16 protein-coding genes are annotated in these 13388 nt (G+C 66.8%); 4 read left to right on the forward strand and 12 right to left on the reverse strand.

The window, feature by feature from the left end:
* Positions 1-188: 188 nt before the first annotated feature.
* Genes NGB94_RS07690 through NGB94_RS07700 form a run of 3 tightly spaced genes read right to left on the reverse strand, consistent with a single transcriptional unit; the run spans position 189 to position 3068 of the window.
* Entirely contained in the window at positions 189-1433 is a 1245-nt protein-coding gene (locus NGB94_RS07690; RefSeq protein WP_325790032.1) for an NAD(P)/FAD-dependent oxidoreductase, read from the reverse strand.
* A gap of 1 nt (position 1434) precedes the next feature.
* The gene (locus tag NGB94_RS07695; RefSeq protein WP_325790033.1) at positions 1435-1758 is read right to left on the reverse strand and encodes a 2Fe-2S iron-sulfur cluster-binding protein; all 324 of its coding nucleotides are present in this window, start codon (positions 1756-1758) and stop codon (positions 1435-1437) included.
* Positions 1759-1787: 29 nt separating this feature from the next.
* Positions 1788-3068, reverse strand: coding sequence for a cytochrome P450 (locus NGB94_RS07700; protein ID WP_325790034.1), 1281 nt, complete (start codon positions 3066-3068; stop codon positions 1788-1790).
* A gap of 116 nt (positions 3069-3184) precedes the next feature.
* On the opposite strand from NGB94_RS07700, the gene NGB94_RS07705 reads away from it, so the two are divergent.
* Together NGB94_RS07705 and NGB94_RS07710 are read left to right on the forward strand one after the other, a co-directional pair.
* Positions 3185-4081 (forward strand): LysR substrate-binding domain-containing protein, encoded by an 897-nt coding sequence (locus NGB94_RS07705; RefSeq protein ID WP_325790035.1) that lies wholly within the window; start codon positions 3185-3187, stop codon positions 4079-4081.
* A gap of 74 nt (positions 4082-4155) precedes the next feature.
* Positions 4156-4755 carry an antibiotic biosynthesis monooxygenase gene (locus NGB94_RS07710; RefSeq protein WP_325790036.1) on the forward strand — a complete coding sequence of 200 codons (600 nt, stop codon included), beginning with the start codon at positions 4156-4158 and terminating at the stop codon, positions 4753-4755.
* A gap of 61 nt (positions 4756-4816) precedes the next feature.
* Here NGB94_RS07710 and NGB94_RS07715 read toward each other — a convergent pair whose 3' ends face one another.
* The 3 genes from NGB94_RS07715 to NGB94_RS07725 are packed head-to-tail and all read right to left on the reverse strand — an operon-like array spanning position 4817 to position 6814.
* On the reverse strand, positions 4817-5797 hold the full coding sequence (locus tag NGB94_RS07715; RefSeq protein ID WP_325790037.1) for a permease prefix domain 1-containing protein: 981 nt from the start codon (positions 5795-5797) through the stop codon (positions 4817-4819).
* Positions 5794-6132: a PadR family transcriptional regulator gene (locus NGB94_RS07720; RefSeq protein WP_325790038.1), complete on the reverse strand. Its 339-nt coding sequence runs from the start codon at positions 6130-6132 to the stop codon at positions 5794-5796. Before NGB94_RS07720 ends, NGB94_RS07715 begins: the two co-directional genes overlap by 4 nt.
* Positions 6133-6181: 49 nt before the next feature.
* Positions 6182-6814, reverse strand: coding sequence for a GyrI-like domain-containing protein (locus tag NGB94_RS07725; RefSeq protein ID WP_325790039.1), 633 nt, complete (start codon positions 6812-6814; stop codon positions 6182-6184).
* A gap of 126 nt (positions 6815-6940) precedes the next feature.
* On the opposite strand from NGB94_RS07725, the gene NGB94_RS07730 reads away from it, so the two are divergent.
* Positions 6941-7663 carry an NUDIX hydrolase gene (locus NGB94_RS07730; protein ID WP_325790040.1) on the forward strand — a complete coding sequence of 241 codons (723 nt, stop codon included), beginning with the start codon at positions 6941-6943 and terminating at the stop codon, positions 7661-7663.
* On the opposite strand, the gene NGB94_RS07735 is transcribed toward NGB94_RS07730, so the two are convergent.
* The 3 genes from NGB94_RS07735 to NGB94_RS07745 form a co-directional block, all read right to left on the reverse strand.
* The gene (locus NGB94_RS07735; RefSeq protein WP_325790041.1) at positions 7660-8913 is read right to left on the reverse strand and encodes an MFS transporter; all 1254 of its coding nucleotides are present in this window, start codon (positions 8911-8913) and stop codon (positions 7660-7662) included. The genes NGB94_RS07730 and NGB94_RS07735 overlap by 4 nt on opposite strands.
* Before the next feature lie 127 nt (positions 8914-9040).
* The gene (locus tag NGB94_RS07740; RefSeq protein ID WP_325790042.1) at positions 9041-9289 is read right to left on the reverse strand and encodes a hypothetical protein; all 249 of its coding nucleotides are present in this window, start codon (positions 9287-9289) and stop codon (positions 9041-9043) included.
* Between the two features lie 91 nt (positions 9290-9380).
* Positions 9381-9878, reverse strand: a complete 498-nt coding sequence (locus NGB94_RS07745; RefSeq protein WP_325790043.1) for a MarR family winged helix-turn-helix transcriptional regulator — start codon at positions 9876-9878, stop codon at positions 9381-9383.
* Positions 9879-10049: 171 nt separating this feature from the next.
* Between NGB94_RS07745 and NGB94_RS07750 the strand changes: the two genes are divergently transcribed.
* Positions 10050-10304, forward strand: coding sequence for a hypothetical protein (locus NGB94_RS07750; protein ID WP_325790044.1), 255 nt, complete (start codon positions 10050-10052; stop codon positions 10302-10304).
* Positions 10305-10317: 13 nt separating this feature from the next.
* On the opposite strand, the gene NGB94_RS07755 is transcribed toward NGB94_RS07750, so the two are convergent.
* The 3 genes from NGB94_RS07755 to NGB94_RS07765 are packed head-to-tail and all read right to left on the reverse strand — an operon-like array spanning position 10318 to position 13386.
* Positions 10318-11625: an enterochelin esterase domain-containing protein gene (locus NGB94_RS07755; RefSeq protein ID WP_325790045.1), complete on the reverse strand. Its 1308-nt coding sequence runs from the start codon at positions 11623-11625 to the stop codon at positions 10318-10320.
* A gap of 37 nt (positions 11626-11662) precedes the next feature.
* On the reverse strand, positions 11663-12526 hold the full coding sequence (locus tag NGB94_RS07760) for a siderophore-interacting protein (RefSeq protein ID WP_325790046.1): 864 nt from the start codon (positions 12524-12526) through the stop codon (positions 11663-11665).
* The gene (locus tag NGB94_RS07765; protein WP_325790047.1) at positions 12523-13386 is read right to left on the reverse strand and encodes an ABC transporter ATP-binding protein; all 864 of its coding nucleotides are present in this window, start codon (positions 13384-13386) and stop codon (positions 12523-12525) included. The genes NGB94_RS07760 and NGB94_RS07765 overlap by 4 nt, the downstream gene beginning before the upstream one ends.
* Positions 13387-13388 lie beyond the last annotated feature (2 nt).

Consider the following 13388-nt stretch of genomic DNA (forward strand, 5'->3'; position numbering starts at 1 on the left):
ATCGCAGCAAAGCTCAACCGCAGACCCAGACCAACCCTGGACATGGACACCCCAGCCAACCGGCTGAACATGCTGCTGCAACCAGCAGCCTAACCCCCAGCGTTGCACCCACCACTTGACTTAGCCGGGCTCAAAAGAGCCGTAACTGGCCTCTCGATGGGGGAGGGGGAGGGAGAGGGGGGCAGGTACTAGACAGAGGACGACGCCGCGACGGCCTGCCGCGCCAGCGTCTTCAAGCTGAATCCGGGGCCGGCAACCTCTTCCGGCGACGGACTGATCCCGGCCGCCAGGAGCTTGCGGGCACCCAGATGCTCACCGGGCGAATTGACCGACTCCACAGCAGCCAGCCGTCCGTTCCGGAAGCACAAAACAGAGAACTTCCCGGACTCCGGGTCCCCGCTGGTCACCAGCTGGTCCCCGGGTGCGGAGAGGCCGGCAATCTGCAGCCTCAGGATTCCCTGATTGCTCCAGAACCACGGCAGGTCCGTGTACGGCTCGGCCGCTCCAAGGATGGTCCGCGCCGCGTGCCGTCCCTGGTCCGTGGCGTTCTGCACCGACTCCACCCGGATCCGCGCCCCCGCGTGTGCGGACGGGAAGCTGGCGCAGTCGCCCACTGCCAGGACCGACGGATCCGAGGTGCGCAGCGCGGCGTCGACCACTATGCCGTTCCGGGTTTCCAGCCCGGCCGAGGCGGCCAGCGCGTCATTGGGCACGACGCCGATGCCCGCCACCACCAGATCCGCCCGGTACCGGGCGCCGCTCGTGGACACCGCCCACCCGACCCGGCCGTCCATGCCCGGTTCGAGAGAGGCGATGCCTTCGTTGAACCGCAGCCGGATCCCGGCACGCGCGTGGGCTTCGGCGAACCAGGCGCCCATTGCAGGGCTCAGTGCGCGCCCCATGGGCCCCGGCGCGAACTCCAGCACGGTCACCTCACAGCCGCGCGCCTTCGCCGCGGCAGCAACTTCCAGCCCGATGAAGCCGGCTCCCACCACCACCACGCGGCGGGCCGCAGCGAGATCCGCATGCAGCCGCTCGGCGTCGGGCAGTGTCCTCAGCAGATGCACCCCCGGCAGGTCCGCGCCAGGGCAGGTGAGCGTCCGGTTCGCGGCACCGGTGGCGAAGACCAGGTGCCGGTAGTCCAGCTGCCTACCGTCCTCCAGAGTGACGGTCCGCGCGTTGCGGTCCACGGCGGCGGCACGCACGCCGCTGCGCAGCGTGATGTCCTTGTCCGCGAAGAACGACGCCGCGCGCAGCGGCAGGGGTGCGGGGCTGCACTCCGGCGCCAGGTAGTCCTTGGACAGGGGAGGGCGCTGGTAGGGCAGGCCCGGCTCGTCCGCGATGACGGTGATGGCCTCCGGGTAGCCCCCGCTGCGCAGAGAGTCCGCAACCTGCAGGCCTGCCTGCCCGCCGCCGATGATGACTACGGACATCTCAGACCTGTTCCGCAGGAACGTCGACGATGATCCCGTCCAGTTCCGCGCAGGCCTTGATCTGGCAGCCCAGGCGGGAAAGCTCCGTCCGCTCGGCGGTGGTGCAGTCCAGCATTTCCTCTTCGTCGTCGCTGGGTTCCGGCAGTGCCGCGGTGAACTCGGGGCGGACATAGACGTGGCAGGTGGCGCACATGGCCTGGCCGCCGCATTCGCCCACAATGCCGTCCACTCCGTTGGTGACGGCAGCGCGCATCAGCGAGGTGCCCGGTTCCGCGGTGACGACGGCGGGCACGCCGGAGGGCTGGATAAAGGTGATGGTACTCATGGTTCTCCTTGAAAAGCAGGGATGGAGGTCTAGCCCCAGAGGATGGGCATCTTGACGAGGCCGCGGAAGACCCAGCCGGCATCAACGGAGGCGTTGTCCGGGTCCAGGCGCAGGCCCGGCAGGCGATCGAAGAGGGCCGGCATGGCGACCTGGGCCACCTGTGCACGGGCCACCCATGTGCCGGCACAGAAGTGGGCGCCGCCGCCGAAGCCCAGATGGGGTTTCCTGGGGCGGTGGATGTTGAAGGTTTCCGGATCTTCGAAAACCGCGGGATCCCGGTTGGCGGCCCCGAGGACCACCCCCACCCGGGCTCCCGCAGGCAGCTGGACCCCTTCCAATACGGTGTCCCGAGTGACCTGGCGCGGATACATGCCAATCGGCGCCACCCAGCGGACGGACTCCTCGAATGCGGCGGCGTAGCGTTTGGGATCACCATTTATCGAAGCGAGCTGGTCCGGGTTGCTCAGCAGGGCCCAGACGGTGGTTGCCAGGACGTCGCGGGGTTCGTTGAGTCCTCCGCCGATGGTCATCTTCAGGTTGGCGCGGATGGCCTCCAGGGGGATCGGCATGGAAGCCAGCCCGGAGAGCAGCGAGTGGTCCGGGTTCTCCCGCAAGTACGGCAGCATCTCGTCGATCGCGGCATCCACCTCGGCGGAGGAGCGGGCGCTCTTTTCCCAGACCCCGGCGTCGTCTGCGTAGTTGCCGGTGCCGTCGATCATAGTCTGGCTCCAGCGCTGCAGGTCCTGCTGCGTGGCGTTGTGGAATCCGCAGACCAGACGCAGGTTCTCTGCGGCGTAGGGTGCCGCATAGTCCCAGACGAAGTCGACGCCCTGCCCCTTGGCTTCCAGCTCGCCGAGGTACTTCTCATTGTTCGCCTCGAAGAGGGCTTTCCAGTGGTTCTTGATGGTGCCGGGACGCAATGTGGATCCGTAGGAATCCCGTTCCACCCGGTGTTCCGGATCGTCCTTGCGCAGCATTGAATGGCCCATGGAACGCTTCATCAGCGAACCGGTTTCATTGGCGGAGAAGACCTCGTCGTCCTGCTCGATCGTGTGGCAGGCCGCGTAGCTGGTCACCATGTAGCGGTTTACCGCGGGCACCCAGTGCACCGGGGCTTCCTCGCGCATCCGCCGGTAGATCGGGAACGGGTCCCGGTACAGGTCGGGAATGGTGACCCAATCGGCTACGGGCGCTTCCGGTCCTGAGGGGCCGGGGAGAGGAGCCGCGGCGGGTGCGGCCGCAGCGCCGTCGTGGTCCGTCGGCACCCCGGAATAGGGACAGCTGGGGGACTGGGTATCCGGGGTGGTCATCGGTGATCTCCTCGTAAGCGTCGCGGCGGCACCCGCCTGGCTATCAGTGTGCCCTGCGTCATATCCCCGGTAAAGTACAAGAAATCTTTGAATATCCACGCTTTGAGTGAGGTTGCATGCTCCGGTACACCCTGCGGCAGCTGGAAGTGTTTGCCGCCGTTGCGGACCAGGGCAGCATTGCGGCCGCGGCGGAAAGCCTGCATGTCTCCGAATCCGCCGTGGCGGGGGCGCTGAACAATCTGGAGCGGGCCTTTGGCGCGCAGCTGGTGATCCGGCGGAAGGCGCACGGCATCACGCTGACCACGGCCGGGCAGGGCGTGCTGGGCCGGGCCCGGAACCTGCTGGTGGACGCCGTGGACCTGCAGCTGCACGCCGGCGGCACGGACGCCGAGGTGCGCGGGTCACTGGTGCTGGGCTGCTACCTGACCCTGGCGCCTACGGTGCTGGCCCGCCTCATCGAACACTACGGGCGGCGGTATCCGCTGGTAGAGCTGGACTTCTATGACGGTCCGCAGTCGGAAATCCACCGGCGGCTGGCGGACGGGCAGCTCGACGTCGCCATCGCCTACGATCTCTCACTTCCGGCAGGGTTGAACCGGCAGCCGCTCTTCGCCGCTGAACCGGCCGTCGTCCTGTCCGCCGGGCACCCGCTGGCGGAGCGCACCGAACTGTCGCTGGCCGACGTCGCGTCCGAACCCATGATCCTGCTGGACGTGGACCCTAGCCGGGAGAACACCATGACCATGTTCGGCGACGCGGGCCTGACGCCGAACGTGCGGTTCCGGACCACGGACTATGAGGTGACGCGCTCGCTGGTGGGACGGGGGATGGGCTACGCCATTCTGGTGCAGCAGCCCGCGGGAGAGCTGTCCTATGAGGGCCGTCCGCTGGTGGTGCGGCCACTGCGCCCGGCGGTGCGTCCGGTGCCCGTCTCCATGGTGTGGCCGGCTACCCTGCGGCAGTCCCGGAGTGTGGCCGCGATGCTCAGCCTCGCCGCGGAGCTGTACGGCTGACCAGCGGCCGGATGTGGCAGGAAGCACGTTCCGGGAATTCGACGCCCGCCAAACCCGCCCGGATACTTGGAGGCATGACATCAACGCACACTGACACCCTTCCGGCCCATGGGCCGGAGGCGGTGACGGTCTCCATCACCCGGCGGGTCGATCCCCGCCGCGTGTCCGAGGCCACCCACTGGGTCCAGGAGGGCGTCAACCTCGCCAATACCTGGCCGGGGTTCCTTGGTTCCGGATGGGTCCGCGCCTCCGCCACCTCCGATGAATGGCACATGCTGTACCGCTTCGCCGACTCATCCTCACTGGATGCCTGGGAACATTCAGAACCGCGGCGGGAATGGCTGGAACGCGGCCGGGACATGGTTGAAGACCGCACAGTCACCCGCCGCACCGGAATTGAAGGCTGGTTCGACGCGCCCTCGTCCACCACCGACCTTCAGGCCCCCGCCAAGCCGCCGCGCTGGAAGCAGGCCGTGGCCATCTGGCTGGGGTTCTTCCCCGTCAACCTGGCCTTCACCTGGCTGGTGGGCCTGGGCTTCCCGGACTGGGAGGCCCTCGCCATACCGCTTCGGGTACTGATTACGACGGCGATCCTCACCCCGATCATGGCCTACTGGGTGCTGCCGTGGGTCACCGGCCTGCTCCAGCCCTGGCTGCAGCGCAGCCGGTCCTAAGACACAGATACGCACGACGGCGCCGCCCGGGTTATCAGCCCGCGCGGCGCCGTCGTTGTAACTACCGAACCCCAGCGGGGGCCGGTGCCAGCCGGCCCGACTTCCAGGCCTTGATGAAACCATCGCCGATGTCCCACAGCCCGATGAACAGGACCGCCGCAGCGGTGATTCCGCTGATCCAGCCGGACACGTCCGCACCCCAGTCGACGTTCGCCAGGAAGGTCCAGTCAAAGACCTGGTCCGTGGACAGCAGCCACAGCACCGGCACCGTGAACGCCAGCGCCAGCACGGCATTCACTGCCGCAAACGCGTAGGTCCACCGTCCGGCCAGATAAAGCACGACGGCGAAACCCGCCTCGATCACCAGCAGGACGATCACGTACGGCAGCCAGAAACTCCACAGGCTCTCCTGCAGCAGCACCACGGGTTCACCGTCCAGGTACATCACTGAACCCACCCGCTGCCAGAGCAGCACGCCGATGAAGAACGCAGCGAGCACTACCGAGGCGATGGTGTCGCCAAGCGAGACCTGGGACTTCCGCGGAACCTGGGGCAGCATGGCCGGCGACCAGGGCTGCAGACCCAGGTCCTTCCGCCGGGTGCCGTTGAACTGGATGATCGCGAAGACCAGTGTGACCCAGAAGCCGAGGTGCACCAGCACGCTGATGGCCGTGCCGACTGCGGTGCCGAAGGCTCCGGCGGGGTTGCCGGGATCAAGGGCCATCTGCACCACGACCGAACCGACTAACGCGAGCGGCGTGAGAATAACGGCGAGGGTCTTCAGCAGCCGCCACCAGTCCAGGAAGAGGTCCGGCCCAATCAGGTAGAGGGGCCGGCCGCTGTACTGGGCTGCCAGTCGTGCCGGATCCCCGAGTTCGGCGAGGACCGCGTTCTCCGCTTCGGCCGCCGGCTGGCCCGCCTCGACGCGTGCCTCGACGTCGTCCGCGATAGAGCCGCGCAGCTCCCGCTCAATGTCCGAACGCTGGGCCTCTGGGATGGATTTCAGTGCAGCAAAGACATAACGGTCGGTGAGGGTACTCATGATGGTTGTCCTTCGTTGAGCTGGCGGATTGAGGCGTGGAGCGCTTCCCAGTCCTTCAGCAGGGCGTTTAGCAGCTCGGTGCCCTGCTCGCTGGTGGTGTAGAACTTCCGCGGACGCGCCTCTTCGGTATCCCAGGAGCTGGTGAGCAGCCCCTGTTTTTCAAGGCGGCGCAGCAACGGGTAGAGGGTGTTGGCCTCCACCGCGAAGCCGGCCTGTTCAAGGGCTTCAAGCAGGCCGTAGCCGTAGCCGGGCCGTTTCAGGATGGAGAGGCAGGCCAGCACCACGGTTCCCCGGCGCAGTTCCTGGAGATGTCCACCCAGCAGGTCTTGATCCATGACTCACACTATGGTGTGTCACGTACAACATTGCAATAGGTAGATTGTTTTATTTTCTGCGAACGGGCTGCCGCAGGATGGTCCTGAGCTTTTCCGGCGCAGTGCGCCGCGGGTCGCTGAGATAGATCTCGTGGTGGTCACCGTTGAATTCCAGCTGGTTGGCCGGCATGAACTCATGGTGGAGCCGGGCCAGGACCGGAGCCTCGTCGTCGTAGGAACCAATGTGCAGCAGCTGGACGGACAGACCCTCATGCAGTGCCAGCCAGCGGATACCGGCTGCTGCGTCAAGGTTCTTTTTGGCCCGGACGTCCATGGCCGCTGCTGTGGCCATTTTCGGGGTAATCCATTCCGGCTGCCTGATAAGCATGGTCCAGTCCCAGGAGTCCTTGTTCCCCTGCACAAATACATCCGGATTCTCCGCACGCCACAGGCCTTCCAGCGGCGCCACCACCGAGTCCTGTCCCAGGCTGCGTTTCGCAGTGAACTTGAGGGAATAGGCCACCGCGTAGAGTGCCTGGACGGCGTCGGAGTACTCCGGGGAGGTGTTCGGGTTGCCGTGCCCGTCCACCGCGAGGAAACGCTGCGGAGGCACCTCCACCAGCGTGAAGCTGCGCCCGGGTGCGTACAGTTCCCGTTCTTCCTTTTTGACGTCGTACTTCGCCTTGCCTGCGGAAGGGTCCATGGCTGTGCCTCCTGGTTATCCATGAAAGTGCACCCGCGGGCCCCGGGCAACGGTGCGCGGCCCCGGGCTTGCGTTCGCTACGATCCATGGAGGAAGCAAGTCCTTGGACAGGGAAATGACAGGGGAATGATGACACTGGTTGGCACAGCCGCGACGGTGGTCCTGCTGCGCGATGGGGCGCAGGGGATCGAAGTCCTGCTGCTGGAGCGGCCGCGGCACACGGGCACGTTCGCCGGGGCCTGGGTCTTCCCCGGCGGCCGGGTGGATCCCGAGGACTACGCGGCGGCAGGGTCAGTGCCTCCGGACCTCCAGGCTGAGCCGCGGCATCCGGAACTGGATCTGCCGGCGGCCCGGATCGCCGGAGTGCGGGAGACGGTTGAGGAGACCGGCCTGGTGTTGGCTCCGGAGTCGCTGGTGGAACTGTCCTGCTGGATCCCTCCGCTGCAGGCGCCCAAACGCCTGCGCACCTGGTTCTTCCTGGCGCCGGCCCCGGCTGGTGAAATCCGGCTGAACCCCGGCGAGCTGATCGATTCCGCGTGGCTGACGCCCGCGGCGGCCCTGGAGCTGCACCGCCTGGGCAAGATGCTCCTGGTCGCTCCGACCTTCGTGACCCTGACGCTGCTCCAGCAGTTCCCGGACGCCGCCGCCGCCCTCGGATTTGCCGCTGCGGCTACGCCGGAGACCTTCAGCAGCCGTCTGCTTGACGGCTATGAGCCGGACGCGGTGATTGCCTGGCACGGCGACGAGCAGTACCCGGCCGACGGCGCAGGGCAGCCCGGCGGCCGGCACCGCCTGGTGATGCGCGGCAGCGACTGGCGTTACGAGCGGAACCAGGCTCCGGCGCGCTAGGATGCCGCCGGCGCCGCGGGCCGCTGCCGCGGGCTTTCCGGCAGTACCCGGTCTCGGCCGGCAAGGAAGGCCATGGCACAGCTCAGCCCCATGATCCCCGCGCTCGCAGCCAGCGGAACCGTCCATCCGCCGCTGAGGTCGTACAGGAAACCGAAGAGCACGGGTCCGGCGGCACCGATGGCATAGCCGACGGACTGGGCCATGCCGGACAGGGCTGCCGCCTGGACATGGTTGGTGGTCCGCAGGCTGAACAGGGACAGCGCGGTGACAATCATGCTGCCGCAGCCCGTGGCGCTGACAACCACCCACGCCAGGGACAGGCCCGGGGCAACGAGCAGCCCGAGGAAACCGGCCATGGCAAACAGGCTGCCCGCCATGCCCAGCAGCCGTTGGTCCGCAAACCGCCCCAGGATGGCCCCGGTCAGCAGGGATGAGGCAGTGCCCACTACCAGGAACGCCGAGACGTGCAGCCCGGATGCGGTTTCGGAAATGCCCTGATCGCGCTCAATACTGGGCAGCCAGGTGGTCACCACGAAGAATCCAACGGACTGCAGGCCCATGAACAGGGTTACCTGCCAGCCGAGCAGCGTTTTCCACGGGGAGCGGAACCGGGCCGGCGCGGACGGCGCCGGCGCTGCCGGGCCGGAGGTGCCGCCGTCGGCCGTTCCGCGTTTCAGGCCCGGGAGCAGAATTGCCATGGCGATCAGCGCCAGCCCGGCCCAGATCCCCAGCGCGAGGCGCCAGCCGGAACCCGGGATCAGGGAGACAGGGACGACGACGGCGGCCCCCAGGGCGGTGACCAGGCTCTGGGCGGCAATGTAGAGGCCGGTGAGCTGGCTGATCCGGCCGGGGAAATCGCGCTTGATCAGCGAAGGGAGCAGCACGTTGAGGAAGGCAATCGCGATGCCGATCAGGATGGTTCCGGTCCAGAGAGCGGCGGGAACCGGGGTGGACCTGAAGATGGTCCCGCCGGCCAGCAGGGCCAGTGAAAGCCACAGGGCACGGTCCAGTCCGGTCCGGAGTGCCACTGCCGGGGCAAGGGGGGAGAACAATGCGAAGGCGATGAGGGGCAGTCCTGTAAGGAGGCCGGACTGGGCGCTGCTGAAGTCGAATTCGCGGCCGATGTCTGCGAGCAGCGGCCCCACGGAGACGAAGGCTACGCGGAGGTTTACGCCAATCAGGAGCACACCGGTCAGTGCCAGTCCCGCCCTGACGGACGGCGTCCTTCGGGTCCTGCTGAAAACCGCCACGCTTCTCCTTTGCAGCTGCGGATGTGTCATGGAACACGTTAGCGCGAGGTGGGGGGACTCGGGCTGGGAGTTCTTATATGACGCGTTCCTGCGGCGGCGGCGAGAAGCGTGGCGGGGGCTTCCAGGCCTAGGCGACGGTGCCTTCGGCTGAGATCTTTTCGATTTCTTCCGGCGTCAGGCCGGCCACTGCTGCAATGCTTCCGGTCTCCAGTCCTTCACTGACGGCGCTCTGCACCAGTTCGGTAAGGACCTGCTCCGCGCGGTCTACTGCCCACTGCTGTGCTTCCAGGTTGGAGGCTGCCATTGCGAGGGAGGAGAGGGAGTCTTCGTCTGGGGCGGGGTAAGCGGGGACCTGCTGTGAATCTACGACCGTCATGAACTGCACCCTTCGATAGGTAGGCTAGCAACTAGCTAGCTAGACTATTTATAATGTAAGGCTCCTGGTAAGTAAAGTTTGGAGACTTATACTACCCGTCGCTCTCCAATACCCGTGTCATTTCCTGCAGGAACCGGGTAATCGTACCGGCCTCCTCAGGGCTCAGCGATTCGGCGGTCTCCAGCATTTTCCGGTGCATTTTGCCGAGGGTTTCACGCACTTCATGGTCAGCGTTCTCTGTAGGGATTATCTCCAGTGCGCGCCGGTCTGTAGGGTGCGGCCGCCGGGTCAGGTAGCCGCCCTTCTGCAGCCGGTCGATCAGGGCGGTCGTGGAGGCCGTGGAGATACTCAGGACGCGGGAGAGGTCCTTGGGGCCAATGGATTTACCGGCCTGGCGGGCCTGCATAACGTAGCGGATGGCAAGCAGGTCCGTCTCATTCATCCGCATTGAGTCGCGGGTGCGGCGGCGCATGGCCGCCTCGGCGGCGCGGTAGGCGCGGAGCGCGTTGAGGACGTCCACGCCGCCTGCGGTGTCAGGTGACTGACCGTACCAGTAACCGGCCCCGGTTGGATTGGCGTGTTCAGGCATGCGGACAAGTCTAGCCCACCGGAATACTAGCCAGGCTACTTATTCGCGCCTGCGCGGACCCGCTTCCTCAGCAGTCTTATGGCATAGGGTATTAATCCCGGTATTTCCCGCGCTCTGCTGCCCGGCCGCTGGCAGGGCAGTGCGAGCACGTGCTGCAAAGGAGAATCCGCAATGGCTACGCCCTTTGAAGAACCTGCAATCCCTTCCGGCAACGAAGAGGACACCCTGGAACAGCAGCTGCCGGCGGTGCCGGATCCGGAAGAAGACAACGGCGCTGACGACCCCGTCCAGGCGCACGGTGATCCGCTGCTGCCGGGAGGTTCTGAGGCCGACCGGCTGGACCAGGAGCGCGACGGCACAGCGCCGGACGGCGAGGATGACTACCCCCGGGATTCCGGGGACGAGTATCCCGGGGACACGCCCTAGCAGCAGGCCGGGCTCATTCCCTCAAGACACCTGCCAGACCGTGAATTAGCCAGGGATGCCACCAGGCCCAGTCGTGCCCGCCCGAAATGGACTGGAAACCGGAATCGACTCCGTTCTCTGTCAAGACGGCGTGCAGTGCGGATGATGGTGCGTGGATGCTTGGCTCGTAGCGTCCGGCCTGCAGACGCACACGAATCCGGCCGGCCGCGGAAAGAAGCGGCTGGTCCAGGTCGTAACGCCAGAGTGACGGCGACTGCGCCAAGGCAGTTCCCGCGGCCTGAGGATACCTGGCCGTCTGCCACAGTGCGGCGAGCCCTCCATAGCTGGCGCCGGATACAACTGTCTGCAGGGGGTCCCGCGTGAGCGGAAGGGACCGGCGCAGGTCCGGAATGAGGCTCTGTGCGACGAAGTCCACGCTCCCGATCGGGCCCGAAAGCTCACGTGAGCGGGTGGGCACATCCACTGAGTCCACCATGGCGACGTGCAGCGGCGGCAGGATGCCAGCGGCGATCACCGCATCCAGCGTGCCCTGCAGGTTCTGGTACTTGGCCCACACCTGTCCGTCATGCAGTACCAGCAGCGGGGTTGGCCCGCCCAGGGCTGCGCGCGGGCGGTAGAGCCAGACATTGCGCAGCCGTCCGGCAGCGGTGTCCCGATATCGGCGCAGTTCCAGGTGCCGGACGAAGTCGCCGAGGACTTGCCGGGAACCCGATGGCCTCCGGCCGGCCCGGCACCGGGTCTCGGCTACCTCGCCGGTGGCTCCGAAGCCCATGATGCTGGTGCCCGTTGCTGCTGCCGGAACCGGTGCGGCAAGCCAAGGCGAGAGCGGCGCAGCGGGCAGGCGTAGCACCGACGTCGCGGATCCTGACATGCCCGTGGACAGCGCCGCATTCCGTGGGTCCGGTCCGCCGCCGTCCGCGGCCACCCGGACGGCCCGGCGGTCCGTGGCTGTACGCCAGGGCGGCGCTGCGCGCCCATGGTGCACAGTGATCCGGTAGCTGGCCTCCCAATCAGCGGGCATTTGCCAGGTAAGTGCCCACAACCCGTCCGGGAGGTCCTCAAATTCGCAGGCGTCCAGGTTGTCCGGATGAACCATGGCATTTGCGGAGAGGATCACCGCAGCCGCAGAGGCGTCCCGGTAAAGGAAAGTCACTGCGCGCTGGCCAGGGTCGCCGTCGGGGGCGTCTTCAACCAGTGGCAGGGCTAAGGCATCCCAGTCAGCCAGCAGCTGGTGCCGCTCGTGGGCAGAGAGCCCCTCCCAGTGCGAGCGGAAATATCCGGCGAGGACGCGGATCTTGGCCGGGGGCTGGGGGACCGGCAAGCGCGGAGGTGGGAACCCGGGTACGGCAGGCGCAGGGCTAGCGGCCATTGCCGGAGGCCTGCTTACGGGTGTGGTCCTGGCCGGGAAGGATGGTATCCAGTTCGCCGTCCACCCGGTCATGGTCAGTGGCCCGGCCGTAAGCGACTTCATTGATGCCCCGATTCCAGTAGCCGATGATCAGCTGCTGCCGCCGGTCGAAACCGCGCCTCTTCAAGTCGCTGCGGGCAAAGCGGACGACGGCGGATTCCGCAGACACCCAGACCTGCACCTGTCCGGAAGCGAGTTCGGCAGGGGGATACTCCACCGCGGCGAGGGCATCCGAGAGCAAGGTGGTGGTACCCGCCTCTGCCCCGCGCCGGTGCAGCCAGCGCAGCTCGACGCCCTTGGGAACGTACAGATCCTGTTCTTCCTCTGGTCCGGCTACCTCAATGAGGGCAAGGCCGCGCTGCCGGGGGCCGCACCGCTCAAGGGTCCCGGCAATGGCAGGGAGGGCGGTTTCGTCGCCTGCGAGCAGGATCCAGTGAGCATCGCCCGCCACTGCGCCTCCGCCGGCGAGGGCAGCTATCTGGTCTCCGGGTGCCGCTGTTTCCGCCCAGGACGCGGCGACGGACGGTCCGCTGTGCCGCACGAAGTCCACGGCCATCGACGCGGCGTCGGCTGCGAGGCTGCGCACGGTGTAGGTGCGGACCCGTTCGCGCTGGCCCGGTGCCCATGCCCAGCCGCGCTCGCCGCGTTCTGGAAGGTCAAGTGGCCGGCCCGGGACGGGGAAATAGAGCTTGACGTTGGGCAGGTGGGGCCCGGCGTGCACATAGCCGGCCACTCCGGGACCGCCGAAGTGGACCCGCCGCATGCGCGGGGTCAGGTCTTCGATGCGTTCAACTGTGAGCAGATGGCCGCTCATGCAGGAGCTCCCAGGTTAATCGGTGTTTCAATGCCCGCTATGCTGCGGACGGTGTGTCCCGGCTCCAGAGGCACCACCAGCGGTCCTCCGGTGGCCGGATCGGGGATGACCAAGGCGTCGATTCCGTAAATCTCCTTCATGAGTTCAGGCGTTGCGATCTCCTCCGGCGTTCCCTGGGCGAGGATCTGTCCGTCCTTCATGGCAATGATGTGGTCGGCGAATCGGAAAGCCAGGCCCAGTTCGTGCAGCACGGTCACCAGCGTGCAGTTGCCGGTCCGGTGCAGCGTGCGGCACAGGCGCAGGACCTCCAGCTGGTGGGAGATGTCCAGGAACGTCGTCGGTTCATCAAGCAGCAGCACGGGCGTGTCCTGTGCCAGGACCAGTGCCAACCAGACCCGCTGCCGCTGTCCGCCGGAAAGCTCACCCACCGTGCGGTCTGCCAGATCCTGCACACCGGTGGCTTCCAGTGCCGCATAGACCGCTTCCTGGTCGGCGCCGGACCACTGGCGCAGCAGGGACTGGTGCGGGAAACGGCCCCGCGCTACCAGATCGGCCACCGTAATGCCGTCCGGTGCAGTGGAACTCTGCGGCAGGAGGGCCAGCCGGCGCGCTGCCTCACGCGTTGGATAGGAATCGATGTCCTTCCCCTGCAGGAATACCTGTCCCGCCTGAGGTTTCAGCAGCCGCGAGAGGGCGCGAAGGAGTGTTGACTTGCCGCAGGCGTTCGGGCCGATGATGGCCGTGAAGGATCCGGGTGGAATCCGAACGTCCAGGTGTTCTGAGACGGTTCTGCCGTCGTAGCCAATGGTGAGGCCGCGGCCGGAGAGGACGTCTTCCATGGGGATCTCCTTGGGGGACATGG

Origin of the sequence: Arthrobacter koreensis (assembly GCF_035792275.1) — a bacterium.
GTDB lineage: Bacteria > Actinomycetota > Actinomycetes > Actinomycetales > Micrococcaceae > Arthrobacter_B > Arthrobacter_B koreensis_A.

Excerpts from the sequence above, each read along its gene's own strand:
- NGB94_RS07700 (WP_325790034.1), bottom strand. The coding sequence starts at position 3,068 with ATGACCACCCCGGATACCCAGTCCCCCAGCTGTCCCTATTCCGGGGTG.
- NGB94_RS07765 (WP_325790047.1), bottom strand. The coding sequence starts at position 13,386 with ATGTCCCCCAAGGAGATCCCCATGGAAGACGTCCTCTCCGGCCGCGGC.
- NGB94_RS07750 (WP_325790044.1), top strand. The coding sequence starts at position 10,050 with ATGGCTACGCCCTTTGAAGAACCTGCAATCCCTTCCGGCAACGAAGAG.
- NGB94_RS07710 (WP_325790036.1), top strand. The coding sequence starts at position 4,156 with ATGACATCAACGCACACTGACACCCTTCCGGCCCATGGGCCGGAGGCG.
- NGB94_RS07715 (WP_325790037.1), bottom strand. The coding sequence starts at position 5,797 with ATGAGTACCCTCACCGACCGTTATGTCTTTGCTGCACTGAAATCCATC.
- NGB94_RS07705 (WP_325790035.1), top strand. The coding sequence starts at position 3,185 with ATGCTCCGGTACACCCTGCGGCAGCTGGAAGTGTTTGCCGCCGTTGCG.
- NGB94_RS07720 (WP_325790038.1), bottom strand. The coding sequence starts at position 6,132 with ATGGATCAAGACCTGCTGGGTGGACATCTCCAGGAACTGCGCCGGGGA.
- NGB94_RS07760 (WP_325790046.1), bottom strand. The coding sequence starts at position 12,526 with ATGAGCGGCCATCTGCTCACAGTTGAACGCATCGAAGACCTGACCCCG.
- NGB94_RS07730 (WP_325790040.1), top strand. The coding sequence starts at position 6,941 with ATGATGACACTGGTTGGCACAGCCGCGACGGTGGTCCTGCTGCGCGAT.
- NGB94_RS07740 (WP_325790042.1), bottom strand. The coding sequence starts at position 9,289 with ATGACGGTCGTAGATTCACAGCAGGTCCCCGCTTACCCCGCCCCAGAC.
- NGB94_RS07695 (WP_325790033.1), bottom strand. The coding sequence starts at position 1,758 with ATGAGTACCATCACCTTTATCCAGCCCTCCGGCGTGCCCGCCGTCGTC.
- NGB94_RS07690 (WP_325790032.1), bottom strand. The coding sequence starts at position 1,433 with ATGTCCGTAGTCATCATCGGCGGCGGGCAGGCAGGCCTGCAGGTTGCG.
- NGB94_RS07725 (WP_325790039.1), bottom strand. The coding sequence starts at position 6,814 with ATGGACCCTTCCGCAGGCAAGGCGAAGTACGACGTCAAAAAGGAAGAA.
- NGB94_RS07745 (WP_325790043.1), bottom strand. The coding sequence starts at position 9,878 with ATGCCTGAACACGCCAATCCAACCGGGGCCGGTTACTGGTACGGTCAG.